This window comes from Dyadobacter fanqingshengii (assembly GCF_023822005.2).
In the GTDB taxonomy this organism is placed as follows: Bacteria; Bacteroidota; Bacteroidia; order Cytophagales; family Spirosomataceae; genus Dyadobacter; species Dyadobacter fanqingshengii.
Genome location: NZ_CP098806.1, coordinates 2,161,897 through 2,183,131 on the forward strand (window position 1 = coordinate 2,161,897; position 21,235 = coordinate 2,183,131).

At 42.6% G+C, this 21,235-nt stretch carries 20 protein-coding genes and 1 pseudogene; 17 read left to right on the forward strand and 4 right to left on the reverse strand.

The features are described from left to right. The first annotated feature begins 65 nt into the window (after positions 1-65). From NFI81_RS08780 to NFI81_RS08830, 12 genes are all read left to right on the forward strand, one after another. A complete protein-coding gene (locus tag NFI81_RS08780) occupies positions 66-446 on the forward strand; it encodes a winged helix-turn-helix transcriptional regulator (RefSeq protein WP_234612851.1) in 381 nt (126 codons plus the stop codon). A 168-nt stretch (positions 447-614) separates the two neighbouring features. After that, on the forward strand, positions 615-1,118 hold the full coding sequence (locus tag NFI81_RS08785) for a Crp/Fnr family transcriptional regulator (protein WP_310589235.1): 504 nt from the start codon (positions 615-617) through the stop codon (positions 1,116-1,118). A 79-nt stretch (positions 1,119-1,197) separates the two neighbouring features. Next, positions 1,198-2,061 carry an SDR family oxidoreductase gene (locus tag NFI81_RS08790; RefSeq protein ID WP_234612850.1) on the forward strand — a complete coding sequence of 288 codons (864 nt, stop codon included), beginning with the start codon at positions 1,198-1,200 and terminating at the stop codon, positions 2,059-2,061. Positions 2,062-2,198: 137 nt separating this feature from the next. Further along, complete coding sequence (locus NFI81_RS26495; protein ID WP_374759456.1) at positions 2,199-2,375, forward strand: isochorismatase family protein; 177 nt, start codon at positions 2,199-2,201, stop codon at positions 2,373-2,375. A gap of 76 nt (positions 2,376-2,451) precedes the next feature. Continuing rightward, entirely contained in the window at positions 2,452-2,655 is a 204-nt protein-coding gene (locus NFI81_RS08795; RefSeq protein ID WP_234612849.1) for a hypothetical protein, read from the forward strand. 131 nt (positions 2,656-2,786) lie between these two features. After that, a complete protein-coding gene (locus NFI81_RS08800) occupies positions 2,787-3,389 on the forward strand; it encodes an RNA polymerase sigma factor (protein ID WP_234612848.1) in 603 nt (200 codons plus the stop codon). Between the two features lie 107 nt (positions 3,390-3,496). After that, a complete protein-coding gene (locus NFI81_RS08805; protein ID WP_234612847.1) occupies positions 3,497-4,558 on the forward strand; it encodes a FecR family protein in 1,062 nt (353 codons plus the stop codon). A gap of 203 nt (positions 4,559-4,761) precedes the next feature. Next, on the forward strand, positions 4,762-8,040 hold the full coding sequence (locus NFI81_RS08810) for a TonB-dependent receptor (protein WP_234612846.1): 3,279 nt from the start codon (positions 4,762-4,764) through the stop codon (positions 8,038-8,040). A 12-nt stretch (positions 8,041-8,052) separates the two neighbouring features. Then, positions 8,053-9,633: a RagB/SusD family nutrient uptake outer membrane protein gene (locus tag NFI81_RS08815; RefSeq protein WP_234612845.1), complete on the forward strand. Its 1,581-nt coding sequence runs from the start codon at positions 8,053-8,055 to the stop codon at positions 9,631-9,633. Between the two features lie 330 nt (positions 9,634-9,963). Further along, positions 9,964-10,296, forward strand: coding sequence for a PadR family transcriptional regulator (locus tag NFI81_RS08820; protein ID WP_234612844.1), 333 nt, complete (start codon positions 9,964-9,966; stop codon positions 10,294-10,296). A gap of 6 nt (positions 10,297-10,302) precedes the next feature. Beyond that, on the forward strand, positions 10,303-12,999 hold the full coding sequence (locus NFI81_RS08825; protein WP_234612843.1) for an ABC transporter permease: 2,697 nt from the start codon (positions 10,303-10,305) through the stop codon (positions 12,997-12,999). A 184-nt stretch (positions 13,000-13,183) separates the two neighbouring features. Further along, positions 13,184-14,053 (forward strand): alpha/beta hydrolase, encoded by an 870-nt coding sequence (locus NFI81_RS08830; RefSeq protein WP_234612842.1) that lies wholly within the window; start codon positions 13,184-13,186, stop codon positions 14,051-14,053. A gap of 29 nt (positions 14,054-14,082) precedes the next feature. On the opposite strand, the gene NFI81_RS08835 is transcribed toward NFI81_RS08830, so the two are convergent. Next, complete coding sequence (locus tag NFI81_RS08835; RefSeq protein WP_234612841.1) at positions 14,083-14,355, reverse strand: hypothetical protein; 273 nt, start codon at positions 14,353-14,355, stop codon at positions 14,083-14,085. 114 nt (positions 14,356-14,469) lie between these two features. On the opposite strand from NFI81_RS08835, the gene NFI81_RS08840 reads away from it, so the two are divergent. From NFI81_RS08840 to NFI81_RS08855, 5 genes and pseudogenes are all read left to right on the forward strand, one after another. After that, entirely contained in the window at positions 14,470-14,985 is a 516-nt protein-coding gene (locus NFI81_RS08840; RefSeq protein ID WP_234612840.1) for a VOC family protein, read from the forward strand. Beyond that, positions 14,975-15,130, forward strand: coding sequence for a hypothetical protein (locus NFI81_RS26500; RefSeq protein ID WP_374759455.1), 156 nt, complete (start codon positions 14,975-14,977; stop codon positions 15,128-15,130). Before NFI81_RS08840 ends, NFI81_RS26500 begins: the two co-directional genes overlap by 11 nt. 38 nt (positions 15,131-15,168) lie before the next feature. Further along, on the forward strand, positions 15,169-15,810 hold the full coding sequence (locus tag NFI81_RS08845) for a DNA alkylation repair protein (protein ID WP_234612839.1): 642 nt from the start codon (positions 15,169-15,171) through the stop codon (positions 15,808-15,810). A 994-nt stretch (positions 15,811-16,804) separates the two neighbouring features. Then, positions 16,805-17,122 (forward strand): annotated as a pseudogene (locus NFI81_RS08850) (hypothetical protein); the annotation flags it as partial. A 20-nt stretch (positions 17,123-17,142) separates the two neighbouring features. Beyond that, positions 17,143-17,568, forward strand: coding sequence for a hypothetical protein (locus tag NFI81_RS08855; RefSeq protein ID WP_234612836.1), 426 nt, complete (start codon positions 17,143-17,145; stop codon positions 17,566-17,568). A gap of 63 nt (positions 17,569-17,631) precedes the next feature. Here NFI81_RS08855 and NFI81_RS08860 read toward each other — a convergent pair whose 3' ends face one another. The 3 genes from NFI81_RS08860 to NFI81_RS08870 all read right to left on the reverse strand — a co-directional run bounded on the left by NFI81_RS08860 (position 17,632) and on the right by NFI81_RS08870 (position 20,427). Then, complete coding sequence (locus NFI81_RS08860) at positions 17,632-17,907, reverse strand: hypothetical protein (RefSeq protein ID WP_234612834.1); 276 nt, start codon at positions 17,905-17,907, stop codon at positions 17,632-17,634. 36 nt (positions 17,908-17,943) lie between these two features. Next, on the reverse strand, positions 17,944-18,537 hold the full coding sequence (locus NFI81_RS08865) for a Tn3 family transposase (protein WP_255717471.1): 594 nt from the start codon (positions 18,535-18,537) through the stop codon (positions 17,944-17,946). Between the two features lie 1,437 nt (positions 18,538-19,974). Further along, complete coding sequence (locus NFI81_RS08870; protein ID WP_234612830.1) at positions 19,975-20,427, reverse strand: hypothetical protein; 453 nt, start codon at positions 20,425-20,427, stop codon at positions 19,975-19,977. Between the last annotated feature and the right edge of the window lie 808 nt (positions 20,428-21,235).

Sequence of the window (21,235 nt, forward strand, 5' to 3'; positions counted from 1 at the left end):
AGTATAGTTTGTAATCATAAAATATCAGTATACTTTTGTATACTCGATACCTTAAATTAATGATTATGAGTGATTTCAAAGATTTTATTGGAAGTGAAAAAGGCCCGCAATGTCCAAGGGTCTATATTTTGGCTTTATCAGATACATTGAATGTTATCAGTGGCAAATGGAAGCTCCCGATCATTGCAGCGCTCCTCCGGGGTGTAAACCGCTTTAAAGATTTGCTCGATAGCACGGAAAAGATAACGCCTCGAATGTTATCAAAAGAATTGAAGGAGCTTGAAATCAATAGTATTGTGGAGCGCAAAGTGTATAATCAGACACCAGTGCTGATTGAATACAGGTTAACAAAGTCTGGAAAAGACATTGCAAATGTGATCGATTCGATGATTGACTGGGGGATGATTCACAGGACACAGGTGATCACAAAAACCGAAGCAGAATAAGGAAGTCCCTAGACATTCTATCCTGCATTTTAGATACAACAAAACATGATTTGGAAACAAATTCTGTTGCAAAATTCCAACATTTGCTACGAATCGGAACCTATGGAAGCATTCATCAATTACGTATTACAGTTTGGAAATCTGAACAAGCAGCAAACAGATTTCATTATGAGCAAAGCAAAAACGCTGGAACTTCATAAGGATGATTATTTTTCGGAAGCCGGAAAGATCCCCAAGCTGGTTGGGTTTCTTCTTGAAGGTGTCGTTCGTTTCTGCTATTACAATAATAAAGGTGAAGAGATTACTCAATATTTCGTTGACGAAAACAATTTCGTTTCAGACCAACAAAGGTTTGAGGCACAAGTGATTGCTTCCGAGTATATACAGGCAGTTACCTCTTGTAAATTACTTGTTTTTTCAAAGAAAGATTGGGATGAGATCGGAAATACGATCGTTGGCTGGAATGCTATTACAGGTCTGATAATGAAAAATTGCTTGTTAAAAACGATCGAAAGAAGGAGCCCGTTGGTTTCAGAAGATGCAACCACCCGTTATTTATCGTTCATTGAACATTTCCCCGGTCTTGTCAATCGTATTCCGCTTTCTCACATCGCTTCTTACCTGGGAATTACACAGCAATCATTTAGTAGAATAAGAAAAAATATTCGTTAAAATCGCTTTTTACCAATTGGTAAATCGTCCCCTTTTTTAGATACCGACATTTGTGTCATTCATTTAATTCAATAAAAAGATGAGCAAAAAAGTCGTATTAATAACAGGAACAAATAGTGGTTTTGGATGGCTTACCGCCCATAGTGTTGTCGCTTTGGGGCATAAAGTTTACGCTACAATGAGAGACACCGACGGGAAGAATGCTGATAAAGCAAAAGCCTTGTCGCAGCTAGAAAACGTGACCGTTCTGGATGTGTCGCTAACGGATGAAACAAGTGTAAAAAATGCTTTTGACTCCGTTACAGCAAAAGGAACGATCGATGTATTGGTCAACAATGCAGGTGCTGGAATGTTCGGTGTGGCTGAAAGTTCTACGACAGCTGATGTGCAGCGCATGTTTGATGTCAATGTTTTCGCTCCTTGGAGGCTGATGAAGCTAGTCTTGCCAGCTATGCGCAAGCAATCCGATGGTCTGATCATTAATATTTCAAGTGGATTCGGAACAGTTTCCTTTCCTTTTTCTACGGTGTATAGTGCTTCTAAATTTGGTTTGGAAGGATTAAGCGAAGGCTTACATTATGAATTAAAACCTTTGGGAGTGGATGTAGCCATTATTCAGCCCGGCACTTTCCCAACCGAAATGTCCCAGAAAATACAGTCTGGCTCTGACACATCGATCGTTGACGAATATAAAGCCATATCGGAATATCCAAATAAAATGTTTGCTGCCATCGGTCAGATTTTTGAAACTGTAAAACCTGATCCCCAGGATGTTGCGGATGCAGTGGTTCAGCTGATCAATTTACCAAAAGGGCAAAGGCCGCTAAGAACAGTTGTTGATCCCTCCACGGGAGAATTGATTAAAAGGGCCAACGACGCTGTCCATGTTGAATATGCAAAAGCTTTGACGGCATTTGGGATGGAAGGGCTGCTATCGAGTTGATCGGCAGCCAAGTCATTCCAGAATCGGCGGATCTTATAATAAAATTGAGGAAACACGACTATCCTATGTCCCGGGTACACTTTGATTATGTCGATACTTTCTAGCTATTTTCGTCGTATTTCTGGCAAGATCCAAAAGTGGCGGACATTGTAAAAGAAAGCGGTCGTAAGCAGCTGATCCTATGCGGTTTGTGGACAGAGGTGTGTGTTGCTATGCCTGCGATCCAGGCACTAAGCGTTGGAACATGGCGGAGGAAGCGGAGTATCGCTTGCTTGGGAATTGCAGCTTCTGGCGACTCCTGTACAAGAAAATAAGTGACAATGAGAAAGCAACATCTTGATCGAGTCAGGGTGTTGCTTTTTATTTTTTTAACCATAAAAATTAAAAAACATGAGCGAACAAGCAGCCCTGATGATGGACAATAATCTCCGCCAGGTTTGGAATGAAAGAGATTCGGACGCCAGGTTGAAAGTCATCGAGAAAATTTACGATATCGCAGCAAATCTGTACCACGTGGGAGATCACGTTACAGGTTTTGAATCGATCAATAACAGCGTCACATCCACATTGAAACATTTGCCTGCAGTAGTTTAAATTTACTTGTACATACACGGCAGGACAGTTGACAAATTGGGATGTACTTATTTACATTGTCATTACAAGAAATTTTTGCATAATGTAAAGCGAGTTAGATAGCTCAATTGGAAGTTTTGTCCCGGATTTGCGTGAAACAAGCAAAAGATCTATACGATACTTATTTATCTGAGCGCTGGATAATGTTCTGCGCAGGGGACATTACGGCCTATGGCGACCTGGTAGACTATAATTTCAATTCGCTTTATCACTACGGCACGAGATTTTCTCCTGACAAGGATCTTATTAAAGATTGCATCCAGGATTTGTTTATGGATATCTGGGAAAAGCGAGGAAAACTGGACCATATCATTGCGATCAAACCCTACCTTTTTCAATCTCTGAGAAATAATTTGATCGCCAGGCTTAAAAAGCAATCAAGGTTTTCTAACCTGTCGGTCAATGAAGAATTGTTTTCAAACGATATATCCCCTGAATCGAAGTGGATTACGGACGAAATTGATGAACTTAACAATAGCCGGCTCTTGAACGGCATTGAAGCGCTCCCGAAAAGACAGCGGGAGGCACTTTACCTTAAATACTACGAGGACCTCTCGCACGAAGAAATTGCCGGGATTATGGGACTGCAACGCCAGGCGGTGGCTAACTACATTCATTATGGTATCCTGAAACTGAGGGAATACTGGAAATATAAGACAATCCTGCTTGCCATGATCACCGATTACATGATCTGAGGGCCTCATTTAAACCAATAAAAAAAAATTCGATTTTTTTCACAATCCATGGGTATGGAGTTGCGACTGTTCACTCATCGTGTCAGAAGTAACTATTTAACAATTCCATGAATAACTATAAGAACTTCGAGGTGAAAGACTGGGTTGATGATCCGGGGTTTCGCAAATGGGTTTACGAAGGTGCACAGGATGCTTTCTGGGTTACGGTTCTTGAAAACACTCCCTCGCAGGTCGAAAACATGGAGCAGGCCAGGAAAATTTTGCTCATGGTGCGTGGCGAAGTAACGGATATTTCTGAACAGGAACTCGCTGCGAGAAAGTCAGAATTGCTTGAATTTGCCGCGCAAGAAAAGCAGATACGGTCCTGGTGGCGGGGACGGTGGTTTCAGGCTGCGGCTGTATTGCTAATCACGCTCGGTTTTGGCGGATATCACTGGAAACGGATTTTTCCAGCACCTTATAATGCTGTTCTCACGCAATCGGGAACGAGTAAAATTATTGAAATCATCAACGAACATAATGAAGTAAAGCTCGTGACGTTGCCCGATGGCAGTTCTGTTATATTAAAAAAAGCCGCCAAGATCAGCTTTCCCGAAAAATTTTCTGCAGACAAGCGTGAAGTCGTAATGTCAGGAGAAGCATTTTTTGAAGTTCAAAAAGATCCCGTACAGCCGTTTTATATTTATTCCGGTGAAATGTTGACAAAGGTTACCGGCACCAGTTTCAGCATTAAGGCCAATGCCGCTGAAAAACAGGTTCAGCTCGTCGTTAAAACGGGTACGGTTGAAATCTCCGTAAACAGTTCTGATAAAGAAACAAAGGACAATCGTTTGATACTCAATCCCAATCAGCTTGTTACACTCAACCGGGAAAGCAGTGCGCTCGAAACCCGCAATGTTAAAGAACCTGTGCTGATCAATCTGCCTATCGAATCTCAATATTTTACTTTCAAAAAAACGCCGGTAAAAGAAGTTTTCAGGATGCTGGAACTGGCATATGGGGTGCATATCAACTTTGACAAGCAAGTAACGTCCCAGTGTAACATTACCGCCAGCCTTGGCGACGAACCGGTCCGCGAAAAATTACAGATGATCTGTGAAGTTTTGGACGCAAGATTTGAAATGAAGGACAACGCGATTATCGTCTATTCCGAAGGATGTGAAAAATAAAATTTCCCGCAAAAACTAACTCAAATGACGCCTATGCACTAAAATGTTTCCGAAAAAAAGCCGGTAATGAATGACATCACCGGCTGAATTGATCTCCAATGCAGTCTTCACGACCCGGTTTCGCACACCGGGGAAGTTTCAAAAATGACTGAGGAGGGGGTTTGCAATCTGCTATTAAAGAACACAAAACCTATTTCAAAATTATGCAAAAAAGCCGACAAACAGTCATGACCCGTGCTCGTCTCGCAGGGATCTCGATCGGGCAAATTTTACTTATTGTGATGCTTGTAGGAACCGCCTTCGCAGCAGCACCTGACAAACAAAATATTCTGGATCAACGTATATCAATTAGGGTTACCGCAATGTCCCTGGATCAGGTGCTTGAAAAAATCGAAGAACAGGTCGAAGTAAAGTTTGTTTATAGCCATCAGGTTATCAGTGCAGACCGTAAAGTGACGTTACAAGACGAAAACAGCCGGTTGGAATCTGTTTTGAAAAACATTTTAGACCCGCTGGGTGTCAGTTATAAATTGTCGGGACGGAGTACGATCCTGCTTAAAAGGAGCACGGTCAAAAATTCGTTGCTAAAACCATTGGAAAAGCCGGAAAAAACCCAGTCTGTGTCCTTGCCTGACAGCAATTTTATGGTGAAAGGTCAGGTTTTTGACAGCAAAGAACCACCCGTTTCGCTGCCTGGCGTGACGATTCAGGTGAAAAATACAGACCGCGGTGTAACCAGTGATGCCAATGGAAATTTCGAAATTCCGGTCAAAAATGGCGAAGTCCTTGTCTTTACTTTCATCGGTTTGGATCCCAAAGAGATTGTTGTTTCCGGCACCAAAAACCTGGTAATATCCTTGGCTGAACAAAATACGGCACTGAACGAAGTGGTTGTTACCGGATATTCGGAACAAAAAGCGCGGAACCTGGCGAATGCAATTGGCAAGCTGGATGTGAAAGCGGCCGTAGCGAACAAGCCGATTACGCAATTATCGCAAGCATTGCAAGGCGGCGTAACCGGACTTACCGTCATGCAGGGAAGCGGGATGGCAGGTGAAGACCGCTCCAATATCCTGATCCGGGGTATTTCCACTATTGGCGGCACTTCCCCGCTTGTTTTGGTGGACGGCGTCCCATTTGATATCAATTCCGTGGACCCGACCACTGTGGAAAGTATCACAGTTTTGAAAGATGCAGCGGCAGCATCCATTTATGGTGCGCGAGCTGCTAACGGGGTAATTTTAGTAACGACCAAAAGAGGTATTCCTGGCAAACTGGCGGTCACTTATGACGGTTATGGTGGTGTTCAGAAAGCAAATTATTTACCCAAGTTCGTTGATGCACCTAAGTATATGTCCATGGTGAACGAGGCGTATGCCAACATTGGCGGCCTGGAACCTTACAGTCAGGAAAGTATTCAAAAAACAAGGGAGGGCACCAATCCGGTTGACTATCCAAATACGAACTGGTCAGAATTGATCCTGAACAAAAATCCCGTGATCCAGAGCCACTCGGTGAGCCTTTCAGGAGGTAATGAACTTGCGCGGTTCGCTGTAAGCGGCAATTATTTGTATCAGGACGGATTAACTCCAAAACGCGATTTCCAGAGGTTCTCATTTCGGGCAAATACAGGCGTAACGTTGACTAAAAACATTTCCATGCTGCTAGACCTTGTAGCAACCAGAAGCAGAAGACGGTCTGAACTTGTCCGCTTTGGAAACTCCCTTCACCTGGTTTATTCAACCCCTCCGAATATTGTTCCAAAATACCCGATGAAAGATAACGGCTACCAGGCGTATGGAAATTTTGGGGAAATGATGAATCCAATGGCTGAACTGGAAAGAGGTGGTTATTCACAAAGTACAAGAGATGAGATCAATATCAATTTTCAGCCGGTTTGGCAGATCACGCCCGAATTAAAACTGAGGGGCCAATACTTGTACCGTGTCAATTCCACAGGAGGTATCGATAACAGGGATTCATACAATTTTCTTGACTATTATACAGGAAATCTTGTTTTTACCTATGCTAATTCGAAAGGTTCCAGTATTGGAAGATCCACCTATAACTATCTGTCCTCCAACCTCGAATTTTCCCAAACTTACGGTAAACATTTTATCTACGCGATTGGCGGGCTTTCCCGTGAGGCCAATTACATTTCCAATTATGACCAGGCAAACCTGGCTTCTTATTTCGTCAAGTTCAATTATGTTTTCAACAATAAATACCTGCTGGAGAGCACCGTAAGAGCAGACGGATCTTCCAAATTTGGTCCAGGGCATAAATGGGGGACTTTCCCATCGGTAGCGGTAGGCTGGAATGTGCATAACGAGGAATTCTTAAAGGATGTTAAATTCGTTTCCAGTTTCAAGCTTAGGGCATCTTATGGTTTGATGGGCAATAACGGTAGTAACGAATATGTCAGCGAGCTGTATCGGTACCAAAGTCTGATCGACGGTGGAAACGGAACAGAAACTTCGATTGGAAACCCGGAAATTACCTGGGAGACTGTGAAAATGCTGGACATAGGAACCGATATCAGATTGTTTCAAAATCTCGGATTAACCATTGACTGGTTCAGTAAAAGGACAGATAACATCTTGCTTACGCCACCATTGTCCCTGTCGTCCGGCGTGGCCACGCTCCCGATCAACTCCGGTTCTGTGTCCAATAAGGGATGGGAATTCATGCTAAATTATTCCAAAGCATTTAACCGGGATTTGGAAATGAGTGCCAGCGTAGGTTATTCGTATTATAGTAACAAAATCCTCTCGCTTCGCGGCGGTCCTTACATTGGAGGCAATGGACTTGATATCAATCAAGTGGGATATCCTGTCAACAGTTACTTCTTGTACAAAACGGATGGCTTGCTTACGCAAGGCGACATTGACGGTGGGGCTACGCTCCTGCCGGGACAGAAAGTTGGGGACATTAAATACATTGATATAAACGGGGATAAAAACATTGATAAAGCGGACAAATTGAACTCCGGCAATCCAAATCCACAGGGCAGCTATTTTGCAAATTTGAATTTTGTTTACAAAAGATTTTCAATTGAAACACAGCTCAATGGCTTTACAAAAAGCCTTGCCTACTATTCAGGCCGTTATCAGACACCGCTTAATGTTACTTCCAACTTTAACGGAGGAACGCCGATGCAGTTTCAAACGGATTACTGGACTCCTGAAAATCCAAACGCAATGTATCCGAGACTGGCACCTGATCCAGGAAATAATGTGCTGCCTGCGGATTATTGGCTTACTAATGCGGCTTTTCTGAGGGTTAAGTACATACAGCTCGGCTACAATTTCAATCCTGCAATGGTTAAAAAGATGAGGTTAAGCGCATTGCGCATTTTTGTAAACACGCAAAATGCGATCACGCTGAGCAAAATGAAGCACTTTGATCCCGAAACGAGAGGTGACGAATCCAACTACCCGATCATGAAAGTTTTCACTGTTGGCTTGAACGTTAAATTCTAAATTCGATTAATCATGAAAAGGACATACATTTTATTTATTAGCCTGATTTTCCTGAGTTCCTGCAACGATGAATTCCTGACAAAAGACCACCCGACTGCAACCACGGACGAAAAATTCTGGAATACAGAAGGAGAAATTAATGCGGCGCTTAATGTGATTTACGATCAAGTACCCACAGGCCAGTTTCAATACAAAAGAAACACGCGCATCACCTTTGAAGGCATGACGGATAATGCTGTTTGGTATGCCAATTTCTTTGGGGAAGTCAATACCATTGCCCTCGGGAATGCCAATTCACAAATGAGAGGTGGCGACTGGTTTGCAGTACAGCCGGTTTGGGAAGAAAATTACATTGCAATCCGTCGTGCCAACAGGTTTTTGGAACATGCAGGAAAAGCATTGATAGAACCCGGCTTGAAAGCGCGGTATTTTGCGGAAGCCCGCGCTTTAAGAGCCTGGCTTCATTTGGACTTGTTCCTCTATTATGGTGAAGTGCCGATTGTTACCACAGTCGTGCTGCCGACAGAGACCGATCTCAAAAAGAATTCCCGGCAGGAAGTTGTGGACTTTATAATCTCGGAACTGGACGCGGCCTCGGCCGATCTGCCCACAACCTATGCGATTAATGATGTCAAGCGCATTACAAAAGGTGCTTGTTATACAATGAAGACGGTTGCATTACTCAACAACCACCAGTATCCGGCGGCTGCGGCTGCGGCCAAGCAGGTGATTGATATGAATCTCTATAAACTTTATCCTAATTACAACAACTTGTTTATTTATGAGGGTCAGGTAAATGAAGAGCGGATATTTATCAAGCAAGCCGGGAATAACGACAGTTTTTACAGGAGTGCGCCAGGCTACCTGGGCGGCAATGCTTGCCTGAACCCGACTGGCTCTCTGGTGAACGCTTATGAAACCAAACAGGGCAAAACGCTGGCCGAACTTGGTGCAGACAGCACTGAAATTTACAAGCAAAGCCCTAATTACAAATCTAACCGGGACCCAAGAATGGACGCCACAATTGCCTATCCCGGCTCAACCTACTATGGCGCCCTCGATCCATGGGACGATTCTCCCAACAATCCCAACAGACTGGCAGCGATCTATTCCTCCAAAACCGGCTATTGGCTCAGGAAATATGTGGCATTGGCCGACAAAGGGAGAACAGGCTCGCTGGACTACATGGTTTATCGCTACGCCGACTTGTTGCTCATGTATGTAGAAGCATTGGTTGAAAGCGGAAAATGGAATGATCCGGACGTGATCAAATACATCAATCAGATCCGGAACAGGGCCAAAATGCCAAATGTAAATGTGGCTGTATACAACTCGGAAGCCAAAATAAGAGAGCTTTATCAACGGGAACGTCGGGTAGAGCTTGCCTTCGAAGGCAGCCGCTTATTCGACATGAGAAGGTGGAAAATTGGGGAAAAAGTCATGAATGGAGTCGTTGAAGGGGCAGTTAATCCAAAGACGAAAAAGGCCGTAAACGTCGAAACGCGCATTTTTTCGCAAAAAGACTATCTATGGCCTATCCCAGCAAGAGAAATAGAAGGAAATCCCAACATGACCCAAAACCCGGGCTACTAGACTGGGAAAATCCTGAAAAGATAAAGAGAGCGTCTCACGTCAAAAGTGAGGCGCTCTCTTCATTATTCAACGCATAGAGCCAAAGCTAGCCCTCACATCCCTTCCAACCGCTCCCGCAACCCCTTCATATCCTCACTAATCTTTACATCCAATATCGAAGTCCAGACCAACCCTCCCCTATTCACTATCGTAACCTTATTATGACGCTTGTTGATAAATGATCGGTTTGAAAAACCGGGGTCCGACACAACTCAGAAAATAAATATTACTACAAAATAGTATTTATATAAAATCTTCGATATTATTACTGCATAATAGTATTATTCAGTTATGAAACGTTTTCAGCTCGGTGAATTCGAGGAGATCGTCCTTCTTACGGTAGGCGTGTTGCACGGCAATGCATACGGAGTAACTATCAAGGATGAGATCGAACAACGTCTTAAAAGGGAAGTATCCGTCGGCTCCTTGCAGATTACATTGCGGAGACTGGAATCCAAAGGCTTCCTGAAGTCAACGGCCGGGGATTCAACCGAAAGCCGGCGTGGACGACCAAAGCTTTTCTTCGAAGTCACAGCTTACGGAAAAAAAGCCATGGACTATTGTAAAGAATCGCGCGACGAGCTTTGGAAGGCGCTACCCGAACTGGTGCTCAATCTTAAATAAAAGGTCATGAAAAGCGCTGAGCCACCCCGTTTCATCTTGCGTTTCCTGGAATGGTTTTGCAAGCCGGAATATCATGCCGACATCGAAGGAGATCTGCTTGAAATCTACGATAGAAGGGTAGCAGACTGGGGGACAACCCGGGCAAATTTTCACTTGTGCAAAGACGTTCTGTTCCTCTTCAGACCAGGAATTATCCGATCGGCTAAAATTCACCAACCTATAACCTCCAACGGTATGATCAAAAGTTATTTTTTGATGGGGTGGAGAAACCTCTGGAAAAACAAACTCTATTCGACGCTCAATGTGCTGGGCCTTACATTCGGCATGGTTTGTTTCCTGCTGATCGGTCTTTATGTGTATGATGAACTCAACTTCGATACGCAACATAGTAAGGCGGAAAGAATTTATCGTGTAATTACCCACGAAAAAAGCCCCAACAATGAAGCTACAACAGTCGCCGCAGCAGGGTATATGGTGGCCGAAGATCCCAAGCAAACTTTTGCGAATGTAGAGCAGACAACACGCATGCAACGCATTGGGCGTGCCAACCTTGTCGATCCCGAGAATCCGGTCAATGTACAGGAGGCCATCACTGTCGCGGATGAATATTTGCTTCAGGTATTTGATTTTCCGCTTCTTGAGGGTGATCGGCGTACTGCGCTAAAAGAGCCGAATTCTATTGTTATTACCGAAGACCTCGCTATGAGAATCTTTGGCAGGACTGATGTAATCAATAAAAATTTGCAGTTCAGCCACATGGATAATCCAGTAAAGATCACAGCGATCTTGAAAAATCACCCAAAGAATTCCAGCTTTACTTTTACGAGTGTGTTGTCGGAGTCGACGCGGTATTCCAATGAAGAATTCATGCGTGAAGCTCTGAGTGACTGGGTTTCACAGAACTACACCGTCTATGCCTTGTTAAAGCCTGATGCGAATGCTGATTCTGTATCCAGTAAGATCACTCGCCTGGTTCATGCCAATGCAACGCTCGAACCAGGCACAAAACTTTCGTACAATCTTCAGCCTTTGAAGGACGTGCATTTGAAATCTGACGGAATTATCGATGGCGCAAGAAATGCAAATGTTGATCCCATTCCGCAGGGAAATCCTGTATACGTAACAGTGTTCCTATTTACGGCCATTCTTGTCTTGCTGATCGCAGGAATAAACTACTCGAATCTGACCACAGCCCGAGCCTCAAGCCGGCTTAAGGAAATCGGTGTCCGAAAAGTGATCGGAGCGGTGCCTGGCAATCTGATAGGGCAGTTTCTGGTCGAATCCTTCATCACAATCGTGATCGCTTTCGGGGTTGCGGTACTCATCGTTGCGTTTTTGCTACCTTCATTCAATGAATTTGTTAATAAAAAGTTTTCGCTTTTCTCTTCCGTGGGCTTAGGTTTCTGGGCTGCTGCGGCAGGCCTGATCATTGCGATGGGTTTGCTTTCTGGTGGCTACGCCGCCCTGTTGCTTTCCTATTTCAAACCGGTTTCATTACTAAAAGGCCTGGTACTCAAAAGTGGTAGTGATTTCTCGGTGCGCAAAGCATTGGTCGTCCTGCAGTTCACAATTTCGACTGTAATGATCATTGGAACGATTGTGCTCTTCAGGCAGGTACGTTTTTTAAACGAGAGTAACCTGGGCTTCAACAAAGACCTGATGGTGGTCATCGACGTGAATGTGGGCAAGGCCCGCTCCAACTTTGACTGGGTGAAGAACGAGATGTCGAAGATTGCTGCTGTAGAGCAAGTTTCTGTAACATCGCATGTGCCTGGGGATTGGAAAACTTTAGTGAGAGTCAAACTCAAAAAGGAAGGTGGTGGCGATCAGCTCCACACAGCCTATGTAATTGGTGCGGATCAGGATTTTCTGGCCACCTATGGGATCGAGTTGCTCAAAGGCAGGAACTTCAAAAATGAGAACGACACCTCCGCCATCCTGATCAACGAAGCGGCGGCAAAAATTCTCGGCATTACCCATGTTTCCAATGAAGCTGTTGAGATTCCGCAAAGTGCCCGGGGTTCCTCTTTTGCTCCGGTTTATGATGATATCAACGCTTCGTTTAAACCGCGTGTGGTTGGCATCGTGAAGGATTTCCACTTTCAATCACTTAAGGCGAAGATAGAGCCATTGATCATTGCCTACCACGACAACCCGGTTTATCCTATCGATTATTACTCAGTAAAGATCCAACCGCAGAACATTCAGGTTACTCTCGAAAAGCTTAACGCAGTAATGGTGGCAAACGATGAACGCGAGCCTTTCGAATACCACTTCCTCGACGAGCAGCTCGCTCGGTTCTACATTGAAGATCAGCGCAGCCAAACGATTCTCGGTTGGGTCGCCCTGGCCAGCGTGGTCATTGCATGCCTGGGCCTCTTCGGACTTGCTACCTACTCGGCACAACAACGGTTAAAGGAAATCGGTGTAAGAAAAGTTCTGGGTGCCAATCTGTTAAGCATTATGGCGTTGCTCTCTAAAGATTTCGTGAAACTGGTTTTGATCGCCTGCTGCTTTGCATTCCCTGTTGCGTGGTTTGGCGCTAACCGGTGGCTGCAGGAGTATGCTTATCACATCGACGTGGAGTGGTGGATCTTTGCACTGGCTGGCGTGATAACAACCGGTATTGCCCTGCTCACGGTGAGTTACCAGGCCATCAAGGCCGCATTGATGACCCCGGTGAAGACTCTCAAGTCGGATTAAAAAGGCAGGGTTGTCAGGGGTTCCATTCCGTTCAGCGATTTTCACATGACGTTTATGAATGGAAGATTCAACGGTTGCCCCTGGCACGTAACTCATCAAAATTGAAGTATTTGAAATTGTCACAGCAGCAAGCAATTAGCGGTCAGGCAAAAACTCAGTGGCTATTTAATTAAAATTATACCCAATGAAATTGATTACCTATTCCTTTCAATGGCTGACGAGTCTGTTTTTGATTGTCGCTTTTCAGGCACACTCCCAAAATACGCAGGCAAATTTATATCCATCAAGTGAAGTGGTGACGATTCACTCCCGGCTTTTAAACGAAGAGCGCAAGGTGTATGTGCATTGCCCGAAAGTAGACTCCGCGGACGCAAACAAACGGTTTCCCGTTATATACGTAATGGACGGGGATAATCATTTTGCATTGCTTGCTCAGTATGTCGATTATCTAAGTCGGCCCGACGTTTTGGCAATGCCGAAGACAATCGTCATTGGCATCCCAAATACAAAACGAACCAGAGACCTCACCCCAACCAACAGCTTACTTAACTACGAGGGCAAAGCAGACAGCAGTACGTATACAGACAGCGGCGGAAACGAAAAATTTTTACAGTTCATCGAGACCGAATTGATACCGATGATCGACAAAAATTATAAAACAGCACCCTACAAAATATTTGCCGGACATTCCTTTGGGGGCCTTTCAGCTCTGAATTGTCTGCTGAATCATTCTGATTTGTTTGATGCGTATATTGCCATAAGCCCATCCCTTTGGTGGGACAAGGAGTATTTGTTAAGAATGACAGAAGAAAAACTAAAAAGCGGCTCAGCCTTAGACAAAACATTCTTCTACAGTGATGGAAACGAAGGGGGGAGTAATTCGTTTTTTCATAAAAATTTATTAAAGCTAGATGCAATAATTGCTAAAAAAAAGCTAAAAGAATTTGATTATCTCTATAAACATTACCCCACTGAAACCCACATGACCGAACCCATTGTAGCTTATTTCGATGCCTTGCGCTTCATTTTTAAAGACTGGGAAAAGCGTCGTTAAGGGAGCGCAATTCAAAAAGCGACTAAGTTCTAGATTGCTAAAATGGCTCCAACTAAAACTGCCACACCAATATTTACAATGGATGAGGTAAGCACTAAGCGCAACTTGGTTAAGCCCAAGTTGTAGTAGAGGTAATATTCATTCGCATGGAAAAACGAATAGGCGATTAAACTTAGGCCCATGCCGCCAGTAAGAAACATAAAGATTCCTCCGGATGGACCTACAACAAATGCCGGTAGGACGGAAATAGCAAGGTTAAATTTTGTTAAGTCAAGATAATATTTCCAGAACGCCCAAGTCATAAGTTAGCTTTTTATGAACACCACAAACTAACACCAATAAGTTTGTTAAAACCCCACAATTGTCACTGCCGCAATTGGTAATTTTGTAAACCATCAATCTAAGAATATACTGATATGGAAGGCATTGACGATATTATCTCAAAACTTGAATTTGCCCAGATTTGCTGGGTAGTTAAGGATATTGACGCGGCTGCGGATTTCTTTTCTAAAAGCCTCGGCATCCCCACCTTTCCTGCACCTGAACTTGTTCGGGCGCAAGACTTAGGCATGACTTACCATGACGAAGTGGTAGCCGGAGAATGGCTTACCACGCAGGCATACAACGGTCTTACTTTTGTAGAACTTGTTCAGCCTTTATCGGGGCAAAGCATGTTTCATGATTATTTAAATCAATATCCAGCAGGCGGAGCGCAGCATTTCGCATACCGGCTTTCAGTTAGCGATTTCGAAGAGGTTGTCGAGAAACTTCGGGCAAGTGGATATTCAATTATCAGTGAAGTGGACCATCCCATTGCGCGAATGGCGTTTTTCGATACTTATCAAACAATTGGGGCAGTCACTGAAATTATGGGAATTACCCCCGAAGGATGGAGTGCTGTTGAACAAATGAAAAACGGTAATGGCCAGTAAACTTTCGAGCCGACTTGAAGAAATTGTGGATTTACTGCCACTGAAAGAAGGTCTGCGAGTATTGGAAATTGGCTGCGGGTCGGGTGCTGCTGCCCGCGCGGTTGCCAAACGTGTCCCAGGTGGCAAGGTTCTAGGAATGCATTGAAGATGCTCGAAATTTGAGGACCTAACCTGATCATAGTAATGAAACTATCATTGAAAACTGAAAACATCCTGGAACGGATTGATAGTAAAACCAAACTGGGAGACTTACGGAAAATTGCCAAGGAAATTAGAAAGGATCATGAGCTAGCCACAGAACTGTGGTCAACAGGGCGGTTCTTGCCTAGGCAATTGGCCATTTTAATTATGGACAGTAAGCGCCTTTCACAAGATTCAATCAATCAATTGGACAGGGATATGCAGACCCACTCGTCCAATGAGCGAAATCAACTGATGGACTGGTTAATGGCCAACCAACTTCTTAAAGACAAGAAGACTATCGCCTTGGTTGAATCATGGGAAAATAGTCCGTCTGCTCTTCAAAGAAGAGTATTCTGGTATTATCAGGCGCGTTTGAGATGGATGGGACAAACGCCCCCTCCTAACACGGCGGAATTGCTGGCCAAAATAGAAACCAACATTGCCAAAGAAGAACCGGAAGTTCAGTGGGCGATGAACTTCACCGCTGGCTGGATTGGCGTTTTTGAAAAACGATATCGAGATCGCTGCATTGCTGTCGGCCAGAACACTGGTCTTTACAAAGGGGAAATGGTCTCAAAAGGCTGTACTCCCGATTATCTGCCAGAGTTCATAGCGATTGAAAGTAACAAACGGAATCTGTAGTTGATTCGCAACATTTATAATCTTTCAATACTCCATGAGATTAGACATCTACATTAACTATCCAGGAAATTGCGAAGAGGCATTCAGGTTCTACGAGCAATATCTTGAAGCCAAAGTAACCCTACAATTTAAGATGGATAAAAATAAAACTGCAACGTTCACCAAATATTTGAGAATAATTGAATGTTTTAGGTTACTATCAACAAACAAAAAGCCTGCAAATCGCTGATTTGCAGGCTTTGATGCTTTTTTTTGCAATTGATACTTGTGGAGATGCAGGGAGTCGAACCCTAACAGTAACCGATTTATTTTCAAATACTTATAATCCCACGAAATGCGGCAGTCCCGAATTTGCCTCTCAATTTGAAAGTTACATTTAGAACATCTTTTCTCTTGTTCAAAGATACAATCTTCAAGCGTTCCCAGCAAATGTCAGTACAGTTACGTTCCAAATATTACCTCAGTCAAAATACAGGTATCTACGTGAGATATAATGTTGCATTGGAGATTAGGAAACAATTCATAACATCCATGAATTCGTTCTCGCTGGCTAATCGTTACAAAGAACCGTAAAGATGAGTTTGAAAATGCCTGTTAGAATAATGTATCAGACCCGCGCTAGTAAGTTCATCAGTCCAAATCTTTGGTATCTTAATTTTAATCCGGGGCGTGCATCCAAGATCTTCCCATGTAATTCAGTTTCAAAACTCAGTTTTCTCCAAGCATTAAAATTACAAGTTTGTCTGCTATTCTCTCGTAATTGCCATACCTACAAATCACTGATAGTACAGTTTAAGGTCTATTCGTCTAGTATACCGTAATTAGATTTCATGAACTACTAAGCTGTACCAATTGTCTGGTGTTTTTGGTCAACTTGTAACGGCATGGCAGTCGAATGCCGGAGTACGGAAAAACCACCGTATTTTTGGACGGATTTCCTGCCTGCACATTTCTCTAACATGTCTCATAAACTCAGTTAGTTGGAGTCGAGTACTTAAGAGAATGTACATCAGCTCATGAGATGGATGATAATGGTAATAAAATTCAAACCGCAGATTCTGCTATGGATTTGAATAATAATATGGTTGGACGTACCTGGATGGCGGATGAAACGGGATGGGGGTTTGCTTGGGCAAGGAAAATGCCTACTGAGCCACAGATTTTAAATACTATGAAAATCCGGGCAGAAAGGGCTCCAAAGTATGACACACCTAGCCAAATTATTGCGATTGTTGGACGTCAGGGTGGATGGGATGTCCTATGGAACAACAATACCGGCTCTCAATCTGAATTAGTATATATTATTGATTAGCTTAACTATCACATCTTACTATGAAAATTATCAAACAGACAATCCTGCTAGTTATAATCGGTCTTTCTTTTTGTTCCTGTAAAGACCTTTTTGGAGATGATGAACATGACAAAAGAGTTGTGTTTGGTTTGGAAAATAAAGATGAAACCGTATTTTCTAAAATTGAGCTTTTCACTAAAAAGGATTCGTCAGGAACCTTAAAATACGGTTATTTTGCTTCTATGATAGATTCAAATTATACTAATGATGTATTACCGACAAAAGAGCTCCCCTCACTTGGAATACCATTTAGGAACTTAAAAGGATTGGATAATGGAACGTTTGAGATCCGAGCTACAAAACCGGATAGCTCAAAACTAATAAAGGAATTCGGGTTTATAAATGGAGATCAAACCCAAAAGAAATTTTACTTAGAATTAACTAACGATCAAATCACCGTAAAATAATTTCTTAGCCCTGAATTAAGTTTAAATACCCGATCTTCTTGGTCGGGTTATTTTGTTTTCTGCTTATGTAGCAATTGACAAAATTACCTGCCAAACCCAAAACCTCTCTTTTTCTGCTGCTCCTGCTGGGGCTTGGTTTCCGGCTGCTGCACCAGCTCTTTTTTTCCCGTTTGTTCTGCTCGACAGCCTGACTCTGCTCTTTGGCCTGTTTTGGGCCTCGTGGCTCCGCTCGGCCACAATCATATCTGCGCGCTCCATCGCTGTTCTTTCAGCATTACTTTCGATATTGGAAGGTAGGTTGCAACTACCTATTCGGGCCAAAAGTAAAATAGAATTCATAATTTGTTGATAGATAAGAAATTATGAATATTGCGGTTAAGCTGCTGGCTTATACTTCCATTCAAATATTTTTTGCAGGTTGAATCTTAATTCTTTATTGGTGAGTAACTTATCAAAATCATACTCTCCAAGCATGTTTATATGTTGCCAGGCCACAGCGGTACCATTACGGATTACGCCTATCATTTCCTCCATAGCGTCCGTCGACTCCACTTTTGTTAATAATTCTGAGAGATATAGATAGTTCCACAGGACAATGGCACTCTGGATAAACCTTCTGCACAAGATAATTTTCTCCTGTTCGGGTTTGGTCGCGACAGTAAACTCCTGATTATTACCAAAAAAGACTGATTTGGCAAACCTGTTCATCATTTCGATGTGGCTTAACTGTTTTTCCACTGAGTGCCTTAATTCAAGATCATCGTAGTAGCGGAGAATAAAACTGGTGCGTATGATCTTACCAAACTCTTTGAATGCTTTTTGTAAAGGATTTTGTTTGGCATAAGAATTCATTCTTTTAAGCACCTGAAAGGCCGTCGTTTTTCCCAGTTTTAATGATACCATTAAGCGCAGCATTTCATCCCGATGATCATGAATCAGCTTTTCATTGATATAGTGATCCGGTAGCAGATCATATTTTAGTGCCTAGCCAAACTAGTCGTATCATAAGTAAAGAAGCGCATTCGCCATCAATTTTTACTGGATAGCTTTCTGTATCTATATAGTCTATGGTAATAGAATCTTGACCAAAGCTTTTATGGCTGAGACCGGAGAGTAAAAGAAAGATCAGGGCAAAAAGCGAATTGGCTAGTTTGGTCATAGGACAGTTAGGTTGATATGAAATAGCAAATAGGTAGGAGTTTTGTGAGTGTCTTCATGATGCCCGTTGCTTGAGAAAGAAACGTCAAGAAAACGGCAGCATGTTTAGGATGCCGCTCAAACATCTGATATGTCGCAGATTACCCTGGTTTTGAGATGAAAATAGATAAACCAGTAATGTCTGAGCAGGCTTCATACTTAACGTAATTTAGTTTGTAATGCCCTACCGTAGTTGAAATCAGCCTGAACTACTACCTCTTGTACGTGAAGCAAACTGCTAACCATATAAGGGCAAACAGCCAGGTTATCGCTGTCTTCCAGCGCCTAGGCCAATTCTGAATTGAAAAATAGAGCAGGACTTCCACCCCTAAAGCTGCCACGCCTGCCATCAAGTAATATTGGAATGGGAGCCTATCAGCATCGACGCTTCTCTCAAAAAGCGTCTGGAATATCGAAAACAGCATGCTTCCAATAAGCATAAAGCGCCACCAGTCTTTTCGCAATTCCTGCTTCTTAACCTGATCCATAATCTATATACGCATGAAGTATAATTGAACTTGTGCCGACCGTCCTACTATTATTGCCAACTCTGAAAGGCAGCCAACCTGTTCAAATACTGCTGAATATTTTAATTTACACTTTCAGTCAGTCCGCAGTATGCTTTTCATCCATTTTAAAGATGGTTCACATGTCAACAGTATTCACCGGCGAAAGTGTTCGAGTGTGAGAAATACGGACGCTATTTGTGACTATTTTTGAAATGTAACTTCAATTGTAAGGTCACCTGCAATCAGTTTGTTGTACGGTTGATATTTTATGAATAAGGAATCTCCTGTAAGACCCGATATATACATTAACGGAGGGTTTGTGATTGGGAGCAAAAAAACTGACCCATGTTTTGAAAATGCCTTATCTGGCGAAATCCTAACTAGTGCCGTATCGGACAGAGTTTCGGTGAAAGATATGCTACCCTCCAAAGTTGCATTAATTGCTGTCGTTAACAAATTACTTCGGCAGGCCTTTGCAGTAGTCAAGTTTGACCAAGAATTTAATCAAGATTACTGTCCAATTTTCCGTAGTTATACTTGATTTTTATTACAGTTCATAAAAAGGGTTATAAAAACATCGAGGCGGGTCTGTGGTTCATTCAATTTGTTGCCGCCGATTCTACTAACCAAAAATTATATATTCCAAGCACCCCTCCTACATACAAAGTTTTTTTGACAGATGTGGTTAATCTTCAAGGGGTTACCTATTAAGTTCGAATTCTTCATTAATTCCATTGACCTTGATTGTTTTCACTTTGTTTCGCTGAGATATTTTTAGCACTCCTGCATAATTTGTACGCCATTTACTTATTCTTCTGATTTTGTTTACATCTAAAATGATATGGTAATTAGAATCTGAACCAGCAAAATGGTCAATATAGCCGTTTTGCTTCCCTTCTCGGCTTAAATGGTGCAGAATAAAAAATCTTCCGTCCTTTTTAAAAAATGCTGTCTTGGCTGCACTAATAATAAATACGAACCTACCTTCTTCCAAACTGGTCGTATTATAGGTAAAGAAGCTACATCCGCCGTCAATCTTCACTGGATAATCATCAAGGTATTCCAAAGCAAAGAAATCTTGATCAATGATATTTTTGCTGATACCTGGGCTCAAAAGAACGATTAAAACGAAAAGTAAAGCTAATTTGGCCATAGGACAGTTGGTTGACATATAGTGTTTATGATTACATATTAAACCCAAAACCTCGCTTTTCTGTTGCTCTTGCCAGGGTTAAATTCCCGTGTTGCATCAGTTCCTTATTTCCTTTTGTTCTGCTCGACAATCTGGCTCTGCTCTTTGGCTTGTTTGACTTAACTGACAGCTAGGTGCTTGTTTATTATTAGACAAACCTTGGTTGACATTTAACCATGGTTTGAATGAACCGGGCTGTGCACAAAGAGAAAGAGATTGGGATGATTGTAGATTGTGTAAAAATCCGTTCGTTTTATTACATACCGGATGGGCCTGGAATCAGGTCTCCGATGTAACCTCCGGTACTCTGTTGCACGAAAGTTTCGGAAGGTAATTGCCGTGATATAGGTACCAATATTCAGGACGGGTCAGGGTCTAAGAATACGGAAAAACCACCGTATTTTTTTAATCCATTTAAGTTTACTTGATCCAAAATTTCAGTAATAAGCATTTAAGTGGTTGGTGTGACACATAGCAGTGAAGTGACAATCTCTATACAAACAAGGTCATGTTGGAGGACGAATCACATCATGTCAATTGCGCCTTTACTATGTGTGCGATTATGATCGAATAAAAAAGCCTTTTACCTTGTTATTATTGGCATATTAAAAGCTTTAGGTTTCATAGATTTTACAGCTCACCATAACTTCATGTTAGAATCCTAATAGAAGTTATATTTTTTATCCTGTTTTTCCTATCTTGCCTCTGGTCAGTTAAATTCAACCATGATTCGTAATACCGATCTAAACTTTTACAGCCCATGATATGT